This is a genomic window from Brachybacterium zhongshanense, assembly GCF_055385755.1.
In genome coordinates this window covers 732,602-747,731 of the sequence record NZ_AP043790.1, presented here as the reverse complement: position 1 = coordinate 747,731, position 15,130 = coordinate 732,602, and the positions used below count along the sequence as shown (strand labels likewise).

The following is a 15,130-nucleotide window of genomic DNA, read 5'->3' as shown; positions in this document are numbered from 1 at the left end:
CCGTGACCGACGCCCCGCGGCCGCTCACCACCGCCCAGCGCCTCGAGGACCTGCGTGAGCGCGACACCGCCGCGGTCTCAGCCGCCGATGAGGTCGCCGTCGAGAAGCAGCATGCGCGCGGCAAGAAGACCGCTCGCGAGCGCATCGCGGATCTCCTCGACGAGGGCTCGTTCGTCGAGACCGACCGCTTCGTCGCGCACCAGTCCCACGCCTTCGGCCTCGACCGCCGCCGCCCCGCGGGCGACGGCATCGTCACCGGGTACGGCACCATCGACGGCCGTCAGGTCTGCGTCTACTCCCAGGACTTCACGGTGTTCGGCGGGTCCCTGGGCGAGGCCCACGGCCGCAAGATCCAGAAGATCCAGGACATGGCCCTCACGACGGGCGTGCCGATCATCGGGATCCTCGACGGCGGCGGCGCCCGCATCCAGGAGGGTGTCGCGTCGCTGGCCATGTTCGCCGGGATCATGCGCCGCAACGTTCGGGCCTCCGGCGTGGTCCCGCAGATCTCCCTGATCCTCGGTCCGGCTGCCGGCGGCGCCGTGTACTCGCCGGCGCTGACCGACGTCATCGTCATGGTCGAGAAGACCTCCCACATGTTCATCACCGGCCCGGACGTGATCCGCACGGTCACCGGCGAGGACGTCGGCTTCGAGGAGCTCGGCGGCGCCCGCACGCACTCGACCCGCTCGGGCGTGGCCCACTACATGGCACCGGACGAGTCCGAGGCGATCGAGTACGTCAAGGACCTGCTCAGCTATCTCCCGGCGAACACGCTGACCCCGGCCCCCGCCTTCCCGGTGCGCATCGAGGAGTCCCGCACCTCGGCGGACTCCGCGCTGGACGCGCTGATCCCGGACTCCCCCAACCAGCCCTACGACATGCTCCAGGTCGTGCGCACCGTGCTCGACGACGAGGAGTTCCTCGAGGTCCAGCCGCTGTTCGCGCAGAACGTCGTGGTGGGCTTCGGACGGGTCGAGGGCCACAGCGTCGGCATCATCGCCAACCAGCCCGCGCACTTCGCGGGGACCCTGGACATCGAGGCCTCCGAGAAGGCAGCGCGCTTCGTGCGCATGTGCGATGCCTACAACATCCCCGTGCTGACCTTCGTGGACACCCCGGGGTTCCTGCCGGGCACCGACCAGGAGTACAGCGGCATCATCCGCCGCGGCGCGAAGCTGCTGTACGCCTATGCGGAGGCGACGGTCCCGCTGGTCACGGTCATCACCCGCAAGGCCTACGGCGGTGCGTACATCGTCATGGGCTCCAAGGACCTGGGGGCGGACATCAACCTCGCCTGGCCGACGGCGCAGATCGCGGTGATGGGCTCGCAGGGCGCGGTGAACATCCTCCACCGCCAGACCCTGCGCGCCGCCTCCGAGGCCGGCGAGGACGTCGGTGCCGAGCGCAGGCGCCTGGAGGCGGAGTACGAGGAGAAGTTCGCGACCCCGTACCTGGCGGCCGAGCGGGGCTGGATCGACAACGTCATCCAGCCCGCGGACACTCGCATCGAGATCGCCCGCGCGCTGCGCGCCCTGCGCACCAAGCGCGACTCGCTGCCCACCAAGAAGCACGGGAACATCCCGCTGTGAGCGCGACCGGTCCCCGCTCGACGATCGCTCCCCTCGCCGGCCCGGCCGACGGTCCGGCACCGGAGCGGCCGGCCGTCAGCCCCTCGGACGTGCGCCTCGTCCGCGGGCATCTGGCGGACGCCGAGATCGCGGCGATCGCGGTGGTCGTCTCCGCCATGAGCGTCACCAGTCGCGTCGAGGCCGAGGAGCGCTCCCTCGCGGAGGGTCTGACCGGCGGCGGAGGCTGGTCCGACGCGCTGCGCACCCACCCCCGATCCCATGCCCTGCGCGCCCAGGCCTCCTCCACCGCCTGGCAGTTCGGCGATCGCTGAGGCGCCCGTCGGCCCCTCCCGGCTCACTAGACTCCCCGCCATGACCCACCCCGCATCCGCCGTCCCCGCGCGCAGCGCGAGCGCTCTGGACGTCCTCGCCGACGAGTACGTCGACCGCCTCGCCTCCCTCGATCCCTTCCTCGCGACCCAGCTCGGCATCACCGGCCACGATGCCGAGGTCACCGACTACTCCCCCGCCGCCGAGGCAGGCCGCGACGCCCTCGCCCGGGAGCTGCTCGCAGCGATCCGCGAGGTCCCCGACGCCGACGAGGCCGACCGCGTCACCCGTGCCGCCCTCCAGGAGCGTCTGGGTCTCCAGCTGGAGCGAGCGGAGCAGCATCTGGACATCTCTGCGGTCAACAACCTCGCGAGCGTCCTGCAGTCGCGCGACGTGCTGGACCTGATGCCCACCGACACCGCCGAGGACTGGCAGGTGATCGCCGAGCGCATGGCGGCCCTGCCGCGCTCGCTGTCCAGCTGGGCCGAGTCCCTGGAGGAGTCGGCGGGCGCCGGCACGGTCTCGGCCCGTCGGCAGCTCCTCCTCGGCGCCGAGCAGGCCCGCGGCTATGCGGCCGACGACGGCTTCTTCGCCGCCTTCGCCCGCCAGGCCGTCGGCTCACCCGAGCAGCGGCAGGCCGTCGCAGCCGCCGCCGACGAGGCCCGCCGCGGCTACCGGGAGATCGCCGATGTGCTGGAGTCGCTCGTCGAGCGCGCACCGGAGGCCGACGCCGTCGGCCGCGATGCCTACCAGCTGGCCTCGAGGACCTATCTCGGCACCGAGATCGACCTCGACGAGACCTACGCGTGGGGCATCGAGGAGCTGCGATCGATCGTCGACGAGCAGGAGATCGTCGCCGCACGGCTGAACGAGCGCTACGGCACCGGCGGGGGCCGCTCCGTCGCAGCCGCCAAGCAGGCCCTGGACGCGGATCCGGAGCGCGTCCTGCACGGCACCGACGCGCTGCGCGACTGGATGCAAGAGCTCTCCGACCGGGCGATCTCCGAGCTCGCCGGGACGCACTTCGACATCCCGGAGCCCCTGCACCGGCTCGAGTGCCGGATCGCGCAGACCGGCTCCGGCGGCATCTACTACACGGGCCCCAGCGAGGACCTCTCCCGGCCCGGGCGCATGTGGTGGGACGTCCCCGCGGGGAACGAGGAGTTCCGCACCTGGCTGGAGACGACGACCGTCTACCACGAGGGCGTCCCCGGCCACCATCTGCAGGTGGGCACGCAGGTCATGCAGGCCGGCGCGCTGAACAGATGGCGCGCGATGATGTGCTGGGTCTCCGGGCACGGCGAGGGCTGGGCTCTGTATGCGGAGCGCCTCATGGACGCCCTCGGCCATCTCTCTGACGACGGCGACCGGCTCGGAATGCTCGACGCCCAGCGCCTGCGCGCAGGACGCGTGGTGCTCGACATCGGCCTGCACGTCGGGCTGCCCATGCCCGAGGATCTCGCCGGCTCCGCAGGCGGGGACTGGACCTACGAGAAGGCCTGGGACTTCATGAGCGCGCACTGGGGCGTGAGCGAGGCCGAGCAGCGGTTCGAGCTGCATCGCTACCTGGGCTGGCCGGGCCAGGCCCCGTCGTACAAGATCGGACAGCGCGAATGGGAGCGTCTGCGCGATGCGGCCCTCGCGGGCGCCGCCGACGTCCCCGCCGCGACCCGCGACTTCCACCGCCGGGCCCTCGAGCTCGGCAGCCTTCCCCTCTCCGTCCTGCAAGGAGCCCTGTGATGACCCAGCCGGAACCCGAGCTCGACCCGCTGCTGCTGCTCGCCTCGGCATCCGAGGGTCGTCGTCGGACCCTCGAGTCCGCCCGCATCGCGCATTCGCGCCTGCCCGTCGACCTCGATGAGGCGGCGATCCTCGACGCCGCCCGCCGGGACGCTCTCGAGCAGAGCGAGCCGCTCGCTCCGGCCGAGGAGGTGCTGCTGCTGGCGCGGGCGAAGGCCGAGGCCGCGACCGCGCGCAGCGACGGCGGATATGTCGTCCTGGGCTGCGACTCCATGCTCGAGATCGATGGGGAGGTCGTGGGCAAGCCGCACACGGCGGAGGCCGCCGCCGAGCGCTGGCGAGCGATGCGAGGACGGACCGCGGTGCTGCACTCCGGCCACTGGCTCGTCGACGACCGGGATCCCGAGGACGGCGGCACCGGCGCGACCCTGGGTGCGACGGCCAGCTGCGAGGTGACCTTCGCCGCCCTCTCGGACGATGAGATCGAGGCGTACGTCGCCACCGGTGAGCCGCTCGAGGTCGCCGGCGCGTTCACGATCGACGGCCTGGCCGGACCGTACATCACCTCGGTCAGCGGGGACCCGCACGCCGTGGTCGGCCTGTCGCTGCCGCTGCTGCGCCGGCTGCTCGGGGAGATCGGCATCGCGATCCACGACCTGTGGGACGAGGACGTCCCGGACTCCGCCGCGCGGTGACCCGCGCCCGGTACTAGACTCGACCACTGCTGCCTCTCGGAAGGAACCCCGCTCCCATGGCCTCTCGCCACGCCAAGCCCCGCCCCCTGTCCACGGTGCTCATCGCCAACCGTGGGGAGATCGCGGTGCGGGTGGCCCGGGCCTGCAAGGACGCGGGCCTGCGGTCGATCGCGGTGTATGCGGACCCCGATCGCGATGCCCTGCACACCACCATCGCGGACGAGGCCTACGCGCTCGGCGGCTCCACCGCCGCGAGCTCCTACCTGGTGGTCGACAAGATCCTCGACATCGCCCGCCGCTCCGGCGCCGATGCGATCCATCCCGGCTACGGCTTCCTCTCCGAGCGCGCCGACTTCGCCCAGGCCGTGATCGACGCAGGACTGACCTGGATCGGCCCGCCCCCCGAGGCGATCGAGAAGCTCGGCGACAAGGTCTCCGCCCGCCACATCGCGCAGAAGGCCGGGGCGCCGCTGGTCGCCGGCACCAAGGACCCTGTCGAGTCGAGCGACGAGGTCGTGGAGTTCGCACGCAAGCACGGCCTTCCGATCGCGATCAAGGCGGCCTTCGGCGGTGGCGGGCGCGGCCTCAAGGTCGCCCGCGAGGAGTCCGAGGTCCGCGAGCTGTTCGATTCCGCGGTGCGCGAGGCGACGGCCTCCTTCGGCCGCGGCGAGTGCTTCGTCGAGCAGTATCTCGACTCCCCCCGCCATGTGGAGACCCAGTGCCTGGCGGACATGCACGGCAACGTCCAGGTCGTCTCCACCCGGGACTGCTCCCTCCAGCGACGTCACCAGAAGCTCGTCGAGGAGGCCCCCGCGCCGTTCCTCACCCCTCAGCAGAACGCCCAGCTGGTCTCCTCCTCGAAGGCGATCCTTCGCGAGGCCGGCTATGTCGGCGCCGGGACCTGCGAGTTCCTGGTGGGTCGCGATGGCACCATCTCCTTCCTCGAGGTCAACACGCGCCTGCAGGTCGAGCATCCGGTGACCGAGGAGGTCGCCGGGGTGGACCTGGTGCGCGAGCAGTTCCGCATCGCCGCCGGCGAGCGCATCCCCGACACCGACCCGGTCACCCGCGGCCATTCCTTCGAGTTCCGCATCAACGGCGAGGATGCGGGCCGCGGCTTCATGCCCGCGCCCGGTAGGGTGCAGCGCTTCGACGCCCCGAGCGGTCCGGGCGTGCGCGTGGAGTCCGGGGTCCGCACGGGCGACGAGATCTCCGGAGCCTTCGACTCGATGCTCGCCAAGCTGATCGTCACCGGAGCGACGCGCCAGGAGGCCCTCGAGCGGTCCCGACGGGCGCTCGCCGAGTTCCGCATCGAAGGCATCCCGACGGTCCTCCCCTTCCACCGTCTCGTGGTCGAGGACCCCGCCTTCGCCCCGGCCGACTCCGAGCAGCCCTTCGAGGTCCACACCCGCTGGATCGAGACCGAGTTCGCCGGCGAGATCGCTCCGGCCCCGCTTCCCGCTCAGCCCGAGGAGCTGGAGGACCGCGAGGCGGTGGTCGTCGAGGTCGACGGTCGGCGCGTCGAGATCTCCCTGCCCGCCTCCCTGCGTGCCCCGCAGGCGCCGGTCCGTCAGCGCCGCAAGCGCTCCCACAAGGCGGCCGGGCAGGCCGCCGACGGGGGGAACGCCGTGACGGCACCGATGCAGGGCACCATCGTCAAGATCGTCGCCGAGGAGGGGCAGACGGTCGCCGACGGCGATCTGCTCCTCGTGCTCGAGGCGATGAAGATGGAGCAGCCCATCACGGCCCACCGCTCGGGGGTGATCTCCGGCCTGTCCGCCGAGATCGGCGCGACCGTCTCCGCCGGCGCCGTGCTCTGCACCATCCAGGACTGAGCGCTCAGACGCCGCGGCCGCCGATGAGCTGCCGGGCGACCTCCGCGAGGGAGCCGGTGAGCGACGGGTAGACGGTGAACGTGCCGGCGAGCTGCTCGGCCGTGAGCCTCTGGGCGACCGCGAGCGCGCACGGGAGGATCAGCTCGCTCGCCCGCGGCGCGACCACCACCGCTCCGATCACGGTGTGCGACCCCGGGCGGACCATGAGCTTCACGAACCCCTCGTCGACGCCCTGCATCTTCGCCCGCGGGTTCGTCGCGAGGGGCAGCATGAGCATCTCACCGGGCACTGTCCCGTCACGGACCTCCTGCTCGCTCGCGCCGACGGTCGCGATCTCGGGGCTGGTGAAGATCGCCGAGGAGATCTGGGCGGCGATCAGAGGGCTGACGGCCTCACCGAGGGCGTGGTGCATGGCGATCCGCCCCTGCATCGCGGCGACCGAGGCGAGCGCGTGCACGCCCGTGCAGTCCCCCGCCGCGTAGATGCCCCGCACACTGGTCCGCGACACCCGATCGGTCTCGATGTGACCGGTGGGCCGCAGCCGCACCCCCGCCTCCTCGAGTCCGAGACCGGAGGTCGACGGGATCCCGCCGAGCGCCATGAGCACGTGGCTGCCGACGATCTCCTCCCCGCTCTCCAGCGTCACCACGACCCCGTCGTCGGTCCTGCGCGCCCCTGCGGCGCGGGACCGGGCGCGCACGTCGACGCCGCGTCGGGCGAATGCCGCCTCGAGCACCGCGGCGGCATCGGCATCGGTGCCCGGCAGGACGCGGTCGCGCGAGGAGACCAGGGTGACCCTGCTGCCGAGCGCCCGGTACGCGCTCGCGAACTCCGCCCCGGTGACTCCGGAGCCGACGACGATCAGATGCGCGGGCAGCTCCTCGAGGGCATACAGCTGCGTCCAGTTCAGGATCCGCTCCCCGTCGCAGGGCGCGGCCTCCAGCTCCCTGGGACGGGCCCCCACCGAGAGGAGCGCGACGTCGGCCTCCACGATCTGCTCGTCCGGCCCCGCGACGTCGGCCGCACCGGCGGCGCTCCGCCGGACGGCGACCCGCTGCGGTCCGGCGAGCCGTCCCCGCCCGTCCAGCACCCGGACTCCGGCGTCGACCAGCGCGGCGCGGATGTCGGCCGACTGGGCGGCGGCGAGCTCCTGCACGCGCTCGTCGACGCGCGCGAGATCCACGGAGACGCCGTCGGCCCCGAGGATCCCGAGCCCGCCGGAGCTCTCGACCTGATCGAGGACCTCGGCGGTCGCGATGAGGGTCTTGGAGGGGACCACGTCCGTCAGCACTGCCGCGCCGCCGACCCCGCGGTCCTCGACGAGCGTGGTCTCCGCACCGAGCCGCGCCGCGGTCAGCGCCGCCTCATACCCTCCCGGCCCTCCGCCGAGGATCACCACCCGGGGGCGATCCCCGGCGGGGCGGAGCCGCGCGGGATCCGCGGGCAGGGCGGTGCTGGGATCGGTCATCGCCGCGCGGCACCTCTTCGTGTCTCCCGGATGGGGGCTTCCGGGCCCTGGACGGTCGTCGTCCCTCCATTGTGTCGTCTCGGTCTCCTCCCGGGGCCGGTTCCGCCGAGGAGGGACCTCCGGGGGCAGGACGGACGGCGCTCGCTGCGCTAGGTTCAGTCCATGAGCGATTCGACTCCCGATCCGTACCTGCTCGCGCGCGATGCCGCCGCCGCGATCGCCGAGGCCAGCGGCGTCGCCTCCCATGATCTCGCCCTGGTGCTCGGCTCGGGCTGGTCCGGCGCCGCCGACCTGCTCGGGGAGACCGTCTGGCAGGCCGACGCGACCACGATCCCCGGGTTCCGTGCGCCTGCGGTCGCCGGGCACGTCGGCACCCTGCGCTCGATCCGGGTCGAGGGCTCCGGGGCGCGGGTCCTGGTGCTGGGCGCCCGCACGCATCTGTACGAGGGCGCGGGCGTGGACCCGGTCGTCCACGGCGTGCGCACGGCGGCCGCCGCAGGATGCCGCACGATCGTGCTGACCAACGGCTGCGGCGGCCTCGACCGCTCCTGGGCCCCCGGCACCCCGGTGCTGATCGCCGATCAGATCAACGGGACGGGCGAGACGCCGCTGCGCGGCGCGACCTTCGTGGACATGACCGACGTGTACACCCCGGCGCTGCGGGACATCGCCCGCGAGGTCGACCCGAGCCTCGACGAGGGCGTGTACATGCAGTTCCGGGGGCCGTCCTACGAGACGCCGGCGGAGGTGCGGATGGCCGGTGCCGTGGGTGCGACGCTCGTGGGCATGTCCACCGCTCTCGAGGCGGTCGCCGCCCGCGAGGCCGGGCTGGACGTCCTGGGCATCTCGCTGGTCACCAACCTCGCCGCGGGCATCAGCCCGGAGCCGCTGAGCCACGAGGAGGTCCTCCAGGCGGGCAGGGACGCAGGGCCGAGGATCTCGCGGCTGCTCGCGGAGACGGTCCGCCGCATCACCGGCGCCGAGGCCGACGACGGGGCAGCGCGATGACCACGGCCGCACTCGATCCGGCGCTGCGTGCGCGCGTCGAGGAATGGATCGCCGACGACCCGGACGTCGGCACCCGTGCCGCCCTCGAGTCCCTGCTCGAGCAGGCCGACGGCGGGGACGCCGCGGCCGTCGACGAGATCGCAGACGCCTTCTCCGGCACCCTGCGCTTCGGCACCGCCGGCCTCCGCGGCCGCATGGGGCCCGGTCCGCAGCGGATGAACGTCTCGGTGGTCTCCCGCGCCGCCCGCGGCATCGCCGACCATCTCCTCGACGACCTCGGCCTCGAGGAGCCCCTGGTCGTGATCGGCCATGACGCGCGCTACGGCTCCCGCGAGTACGCCCGCCGCTCGGCAGCGATCATGACCGCGGCCGGCTGCCGGGTGTCCCTGCTGGACCGGGCGATGCCGACCCCGCTGGTCGCCTTCGCCGTGCGGCACCTGGGCGCCGAGGCCGGCATCGTCGTCACCGCCTCCCACAATCCGCCGGCGGACAACGGATACAAGGTGTATCTCGGTGGACGCGCCGCGGAGCCCGAAGGGCAGGGTGTTCAGATCGTGCCGCCCTCGGATGCGCAGATCGCGGCCCGCATCGACGCCGTGGGCCCCGTGCGGGCCATCGAGGTCGCCGAGGACGGCTGGGAGATGCTCGGCGATCGTCTCCGCGAGCACTATCTCGACGCGATCTGCGCGCCGGTGGACCTCGAGTCCTCGCGCGACGTGCGGATCGTGCACACGGGCATGCACGGCGTCGGCACGGAGACGGCGATCGCGGCTCTGCACCGCACCGGCTTCACCGATGTCCACCCCGTCGCCAAGCAGGCCGATCCCGATCCGGACTTCCCGACCGTCGCCTTCCCGAACCCGGAGGAGCCCGGGGCGATCGATCTCGCCCTCGAGCTCGCCCGCACGCTCGAGGCCGATGTCGTGATCGCCAACGACCCCGACGCCGATCGCTGCGCCGCCGCCGTGCTCGATCCCCATCTCGGAGACTGGCGCATGCTCACGGGCGATGAGCTGGGCGTCCTGCTGGGCGAGCATCTGCTGAGGCGCCACGGCTACGAGGGCGTGTTCGCCCGCTCGGTCGTCTCCAGCCGCTGGCTGGACCAGGTCGTCCGTGCAGGCGGCGGCGAGGCGGCGACCACGCTGACGGGCTTCAAGTGGATCACCCGTGCGCCCGGCATCGTCTTCGGCTACGAGGAGGCGATCGGCTACTGCGTCCTCCCCGACGTCGTGCGGGACAAGGACGGGCTGTCCGCAGCGCTGATGGTCGCCGAGATGGCCGCCGACGCGAAGTCCGAGGGCACGACGCTCGTCGGCCGTCTGGACGACCTCGCCCGTCGCCACGGACTCCACTGCGCCTCGCAGCTGTCGCTGCGGGTCCAGGACCTCTCGCTGATCGGGGCGATGATGGATCACCTGCGGGCCGCTCCCCCGGCATCGCTCGCGGGCTCCCCGGTCGTCGAGGTCCAGGACCTCGCCGAGGGCTCGGTCGCGACCACCGGTCTTCCGCCGACGGACGGCCTCCTGCTCCTCGCCGCCGACGGCACCCGCGTCGTCGCGCGCCCCTCGGGGACGGAGCCGAAGCTCAAGTGCTACCTCGAGGTCATCCTCCCGGTCGCGCCGGATGCGGACGATGCAGAGCTCGGGCGCCTGCGCGCCGACGCCGCCGGTCGCCTCCAGCAGCTGAAGGACGATCTGCAGGAGGACCTTCTCACGGCCGTCGGTCAGGCCTGATCCGCGTCGCCCTCGAGCACAGCGCGGGAGCTCGACAGCCCCAGACGGGACGCACCGGCGGCGACCATGGCCTCTGCCGCCTCACGGGTGCGGATGCCGCCGGAGGCCTTCACCCCGAGCCGATCGCCGACCGTCTCCCGCATGAGTGCGACGGCGTGCTCGCTCGCCCCGCCGGCGGGATGGAAACCGGTGGAGGTCTTCACGAAGTCGGCACCGGCGCGCTCCGCCGCCCGGCAGACGGCGACGATCTGCTCGTCGTCCAGCGCGGCGGACTCGATGATCACCTTGAGCAGCACCGGAGCGGGAGCCGCCTCGCGGACAGCGCGGATGTCGGACTCGACGGCGTCGAAGCGGCCCTCGCGAGCCAGGCCGACGTTGATGACCATGTCGATCTCGTCAGCGCCCTTCGCGGCGGAGTCCGCGGCCTCGGCGGCCTTGATGGAGCTCGCGTGCTGGCCGGAGGGGAAGCCGCAGACGGTCGCGACCTTCACCGTGGTCTCCACCGGGAGCATCGAGGGCGAGACGCAGATGGAGTACACGCCGAGGTCCTCCGCCTCGCGGGCCAGGGCGTCGACATCGTCACGGGTGGCCTCCGGCTTGAGCAGGGTGTGGTCGATCAGCTGAGCGAGCTGGGCGCTGTCGAGGGTCGTCATGCCCGCGATTCTCCCACGCCCCGCTGACGACGACCACCGGCCCGGAGCGAGCGGCGGCAGCGGGATACTCGGGAGCATGCGCGCCCTCGAGATCCATGCCGTCCACGACCTCCGCATCATCACCAGGGAGACCCGCGAGCCCGGGCCCGGGGAGGTGCGCGTCCACGTCGAGTACGGAGGGATCTGCGGATCCGACCTCGCCTACTGGCGCAGCGGCGTCTCCGGGACCGCCGTCATGACGCACCCCTTCGTGCTCGGTCACGAAGTCTCCGGGACGATCAGCGCACTCGGCGAGGGCGCAGGAGCCGCCCTGCGGGTCGGGCAGGCCGTCGCCGTCCATCCGGCGTCGACGCGCGGCCCTCTGCCCGAGCGTCTCCGCGGACGCGACAACCTCCACCCCGACCTCGCCTACCTCGGCTCCGCCGCCCGCACCCCTCACACCGACGGCGGCTTCGCCGAGGAGATCGTCGTCAGCACCGCGCAGACCGTCCCGCTGCCCGAAGGGCTGGGCACGCGCCGCGCGGTCCTCGCCGAGCCCCTCGGCGTCGCGCTGCACGCCGTGCATCGCGCAGGCGAGGTCCGCGGCAAGCACGTCCTGGTCAGCGGCTGCGGACCCGTCGGTCTGCTCGTGATCCTCGCGGCGAAGGAGGCCGGTGCCTCCCGCATCACCGCCGTCGACCCTGCTGCGGCGGCACGTGAGCGGGCGCTCGCCGTCGGCGCCGACGCCGCCCTCGGCGAGCACGCGGACACGGGTGCTGGCACGGGCGCGGGCGCGGGCGTCACCGTCGCCTTCGAGGCCTCGGGAGTGCCCGCCTCACTCACCGCAGTCCTCGCCGCCGTCGGCCCTGCGTCGACGGTCGTGCAGGTCGGGAATCTGCCGATCGGGCCGGTCCTCGTCGCGCTGGGCCCGCTGGTCTCCAAGGAGATCGACTACCGGGGCACCTATCGCTTCGTCTCCGAGATCCGCGATGCGGTCGATCTGCTGTCCCGTGCCGAGGCCGCTGACGCCGTGATCAGCCATGTCCTCCCCTTGGCCGACGCCGACTCCGCCTTCGCGACCGCCGCCGAGGACCGCAGCAGCTCCAAGGTGGTCCTGAAGATCGGGTGAGCGCGATCCGCGGGTGCGATCCAGGGGTGCGATCCACCGGGAGGGTCCCGATCCCCGGACCGGTCCGGGTCCGGGTCCGGGTCCGAAGCACTCCTCCACAGCGCACCGCCGTCCACGGTCCGGCGCCGTCGCTTCCCTCCGTGGCCGGCGGCTGGTGGGCTGGGAGGTGAACGTGGGCAGTGGGCATGGCCGTGACAGGCCGCGGCACAGTGGTGGCACGACGGTGGCAGGACAGTGGACGGGCAGCGGACCGGGATCGAGCAGAGCGGAGCGGGCGATGGTGGAGAAGGGCAGCGGTGCACAGGGCGATGGGTCGTCCGACGAGCGAGACGCGCAGCCCTCAGGTGAGGAGCGTCCTGATGAGGGGGCGCCGCCTCGGGCTGACCGCGACGAAGCGGAGCGCCTCGGCGAGCGCATCCGCGCGCAGGCGTCGCAGATCGCCGAAGCCACCTGCGCCCTGCTGGTCGCGATCTCCGAGTTCGATGAGCGACGGGCGGTCGAACGCTTCGTCGGCATGAAGTCCACCGCGCACTGGCTGGCATGGTCATGCTCCATGTCTCCCGGGACGGCGCGGGAGCACGTCCGGGTCGCTCGCGCGCTGCAGACGATGCCGCGGACGCTCGAGGAGTTCGGTGCCGGACGCCTGTCGTACTCGAAGGTGCGGGAGATGACCCGAGTCGCGGATCAGGTCGACGAGGACGTCCTGGTCGAGATGGCCCGGGAGATGACCGCTGCCCAGCTCGCGCGCACCGTCTCCGCGGTCAGGGCCGCCGACGGGACTCGGTTGAGCCATGATGCATCCCGTCGCGCGTCCTGGTCGGTCAGGGAGGACGGGATGATCGAGCTGCATGCCCTGCTCCCTGCGGAATCCGGTGCCGAGATCGTCTCCGCTCTCGAGCTGGCTCTCTCCCGGGACGGCTCCGAGGCGCCGCCGGGCAGCCGACCGACCGACAGCACGCCGACGGAGGAGAGCGCCGACGCGCGGGACGCGAGGATCACGACGGACCCCACGCCCGAGCAGCGCCGGGCCGACGCACTGGCCGACGTCGCCCGCGGCTACCTGCAGTCCGAGCCGGATGACCGCACCGGAGAGGATCGGCATCTCGTGCTGGTCCAGGTCGACCGCGCAGCTCTCGAGGGCACCGCGGACGTTCCCGCGGGAACGCCACCCCTCGCCGGGATCGTCGGTCTCGGGCCCGTCGAGCCGCGCACGGCCGAGCGCCTCGCCTGCACGGGGAGGATCGCCCTGGTCGTGCGCTCCGACGACGGCGAGGTGCTGCATCTGGGACGCGCGCGCCGTCTGGCCTCCCGTGCCCAGCGCAGGGCGCTGCGGCTGCGCGACCGCACCTGCGTGTTCCCGGGCTGCCCTCAGACCCGGCACCTGGATGCGCACCACACCGTGCCCTGGTCGGAAGGAGGCCCCACCGATATCGAGGGCCTCGCTCTGCTGTGCCGACGCCATCACGTGATCGTCCATGAGGGCGGACTGCATCTGTGTCGCATCGATCGGCCCGAGGCGTCCGCAGGCGCCCGTCCGCACCTGCCTCGCTTCGACGTCGTCGACGAGAACGGCTGCAGCGTGCGGGTGCGCTGGCCCTCCATGCTCGAGGACCCGGAGATCCGCCCCTCGGACGGATCAGCCGCCCGTCAGAGGGCAGCCCACCCGGATCCTCAGCCGTCTCTGCCCCTGGCTCCGCCTCTGACTCCGCCCCTGACGCTGCCCCTGCCGGGTCCGGGCTTCCGCCTCGCCGACTGCGCGGACGCGCTGCTGTCGACCCTGACGCTCGCCGATCCTCCCGGGCCCGACAGCGATGGAGGCATCGAGGAGTCCGTGGACGTGCCGCAGGCCGCATGAGGCGCGGTGCACAGCGGCATCGGCGACGTCGAGCGCGGATCTAGAATCGATCCCCGTGATCCTCGACCGTTCTGCCGCCCCTGCAGCCGGCTCTGAAGCCGCCCCCGCAGCCCGCTCTGGAGTCGGCCCCCTGCCCGTCCGCGCCTCGGCAACCGGTCGTCCGGCCGACCCGCCGCGACGCATCGTGCTCCTGGCCGGCCCCTCCGGCAGCGGGAAGGGCGAGCTCTGCCGACGCGCCGGTCTGCCCACCGTCGCGCTCGACGAGTTCTACCGCGACCAGGACGATCCCGGTCTGCCGCGTCGGTTCGGGATCATCGACTGGGACGATCCTGCATCGTGGAACATCGGAGCCGCGCTCGAGTCGCTCACCGCCCTCGCACACGACGGCGTCGCGGACGTTCCCGTCTATTCGATACCCCGGTCGCAGCGCATCGGAACGACGGTGCTCGACGCTCGAGAGGCTCCGCTGATCATCGCCGAGGGGATCTTCGCCGCCGAGCTGATCGCTCCGCTGCGCGCGGCCGGCCTGCTCGCCGACGCGATCGTCCTGCAGCGTCCCGTCCCGCTCGTGTTCTCCCTGCGACTCGCCCGTGACCTGCGCGAAGGTCGCAAGCCGCCGCTGACTCTGATCCGGCGCGGTCTGGGACTCGCCGGGGATCAGCGCGCCGACGCCGACCGCTGGTGCCGTGCGGGCATGCGGGCCGTCGGTCTCCGGGCTGGTATCCGGGAACTGCGATCGCTCTCGACCCATGCCGTCGCCGACGCCGCGGTCCGGCCCGTCGGAGCCCCCGCCAGCATCCTCAGGATCGCTGCCGTGTGCTTCCTGCGCGACGGCCGGGAGGGTCCCGAGCTGCTCGCGGTGCGCAAGCGCGGCACAGGTTCGTACATGCAGGTCGGAGGCAAGCTCGAGCCCGGCGAGTCCCCGCTCCAGGCGGCGATCCGGGAGGTGGAGGAGGAGCTCGGTGTCCGCCTGGCGCCGGAGGACCTCTCCCCCGTCGGCGACTTCGAGGCGGCCGCCGCGAACGAGCCCGGCACGATCGTCCGCTCGACCGTGTTCCGCACCCGGCGCCAGCTGCCGGAGCCTCTCGAGGTCCTCGCGGAGCTCGCCGACCACTGCTGAGTGCCGCTCGCCCC

General features: G+C 72.8%; 12 protein-coding genes. 10 read left to right on the top strand and 2 right to left on the bottom strand.

Annotated features, from left to right (window positions below):
- Window positions 1–2 precede the first annotated feature (2 nt).
- From ACZ5AJ_RS03365 to ACZ5AJ_RS03345, 5 genes are read left to right on the top strand one after another with little or no spacing between them, the layout of a single operon-like run.
- Window positions 3–1,592: an acyl-CoA carboxylase subunit beta gene (locus ACZ5AJ_RS03365; protein WP_464137066.1), complete on the top strand. Its 1,590-nt coding sequence runs from the start codon at window positions 3–5 to the stop codon at window positions 1,590–1,592.
- A complete protein-coding gene (locus ACZ5AJ_RS03360) occupies window positions 1,589–1,903 on the top strand; it encodes an acyl-CoA carboxylase epsilon subunit (RefSeq protein ID WP_464137065.1) in 315 nt (104 codons plus the stop codon). Before ACZ5AJ_RS03365 ends, ACZ5AJ_RS03360 begins: the two co-directional genes overlap by 4 nt.
- A gap of 40 nt (window positions 1,904–1,943) precedes the next feature.
- On the top strand, window positions 1,944–3,641 hold the full coding sequence (locus ACZ5AJ_RS03355; protein WP_464137063.1) for a DUF885 domain-containing protein: 1,698 nt from the start codon (window positions 1,944–1,946) through the stop codon (window positions 3,639–3,641).
- On the top strand, window positions 3,641–4,336 hold the full coding sequence (locus ACZ5AJ_RS03350) for a Maf family nucleotide pyrophosphatase (protein ID WP_464137061.1): 696 nt from the start codon (window positions 3,641–3,643) through the stop codon (window positions 4,334–4,336). The genes ACZ5AJ_RS03355 and ACZ5AJ_RS03350 overlap by 1 nt, the downstream gene beginning before the upstream one ends.
- A gap of 56 nt (window positions 4,337–4,392) precedes the next feature.
- Window positions 4,393–6,171 carry an acetyl/propionyl/methylcrotonyl-CoA carboxylase subunit alpha gene (locus ACZ5AJ_RS03345; RefSeq protein ID WP_464137060.1) on the top strand — a complete coding sequence of 593 codons (1,779 nt, stop codon included), beginning with the start codon at window positions 4,393–4,395 and terminating at the stop codon, window positions 6,169–6,171.
- 4 nt (window positions 6,172–6,175) lie between these two features.
- On the opposite strand, the gene ACZ5AJ_RS03340 is transcribed toward ACZ5AJ_RS03345, so the two are convergent.
- Window positions 6,176–7,639, bottom strand: coding sequence for an NAD(P)H-quinone dehydrogenase (locus tag ACZ5AJ_RS03340; RefSeq protein WP_464137059.1), 1,464 nt, complete (start codon window positions 7,637–7,639; stop codon window positions 6,176–6,178).
- A 162-nt stretch (window positions 7,640–7,801) separates the two neighbouring features.
- On the opposite strand from ACZ5AJ_RS03340, the gene ACZ5AJ_RS03335 reads away from it, so the two are divergent.
- Both ACZ5AJ_RS03335 and ACZ5AJ_RS03330 read left to right on the top strand, forming a co-directional pair.
- Entirely contained in the window at window positions 7,802–8,647 is an 846-nt protein-coding gene (locus ACZ5AJ_RS03335) for a purine-nucleoside phosphorylase (protein ID WP_464137057.1), read from the top strand.
- Window positions 8,644–10,380 carry a phospho-sugar mutase gene (locus tag ACZ5AJ_RS03330; protein ID WP_464137056.1) on the top strand — a complete coding sequence of 579 codons (1,737 nt, stop codon included), beginning with the start codon at window positions 8,644–8,646 and terminating at the stop codon, window positions 10,378–10,380. The genes ACZ5AJ_RS03335 and ACZ5AJ_RS03330 overlap by 4 nt, the downstream gene beginning before the upstream one ends.
- Here ACZ5AJ_RS03330 and deoC read toward each other — a convergent pair.
- A complete protein-coding gene (gene deoC / locus ACZ5AJ_RS03325) occupies window positions 10,371–11,033 on the bottom strand; it encodes a deoxyribose-phosphate aldolase (RefSeq protein WP_464137054.1) in 663 nt (220 codons plus the stop codon). The genes ACZ5AJ_RS03330 and deoC overlap by 10 nt on opposite strands.
- 76 nt (window positions 11,034–11,109) lie before the next feature.
- On the opposite strand from deoC, the gene ACZ5AJ_RS03320 reads away from it, so the two are divergent.
- The 3 genes from ACZ5AJ_RS03320 (at window position 11,110) to ACZ5AJ_RS03310 (ending at window position 15,116) form a co-directional block, all read left to right on the top strand.
- Window positions 11,110–12,141: an L-idonate 5-dehydrogenase gene (locus ACZ5AJ_RS03320; protein ID WP_464137052.1), complete on the top strand. Its 1,032-nt coding sequence runs from the start codon at window positions 11,110–11,112 to the stop codon at window positions 12,139–12,141.
- 277 nt (window positions 12,142–12,418) lie between these two features.
- Window positions 12,419–13,996 carry an HNH endonuclease signature motif containing protein gene (locus tag ACZ5AJ_RS03315; RefSeq protein WP_464137049.1) on the top strand — a complete coding sequence of 526 codons (1,578 nt, stop codon included), beginning with the start codon at window positions 12,419–12,421 and terminating at the stop codon, window positions 13,994–13,996.
- A gap of 55 nt (window positions 13,997–14,051) precedes the next feature.
- Entirely contained in the window at window positions 14,052–15,116 is a 1,065-nt protein-coding gene (locus ACZ5AJ_RS03310) for an NUDIX domain-containing protein (RefSeq protein WP_464137047.1), read from the top strand.
- Window positions 15,117–15,130: the final 14 nt, after the last annotated feature.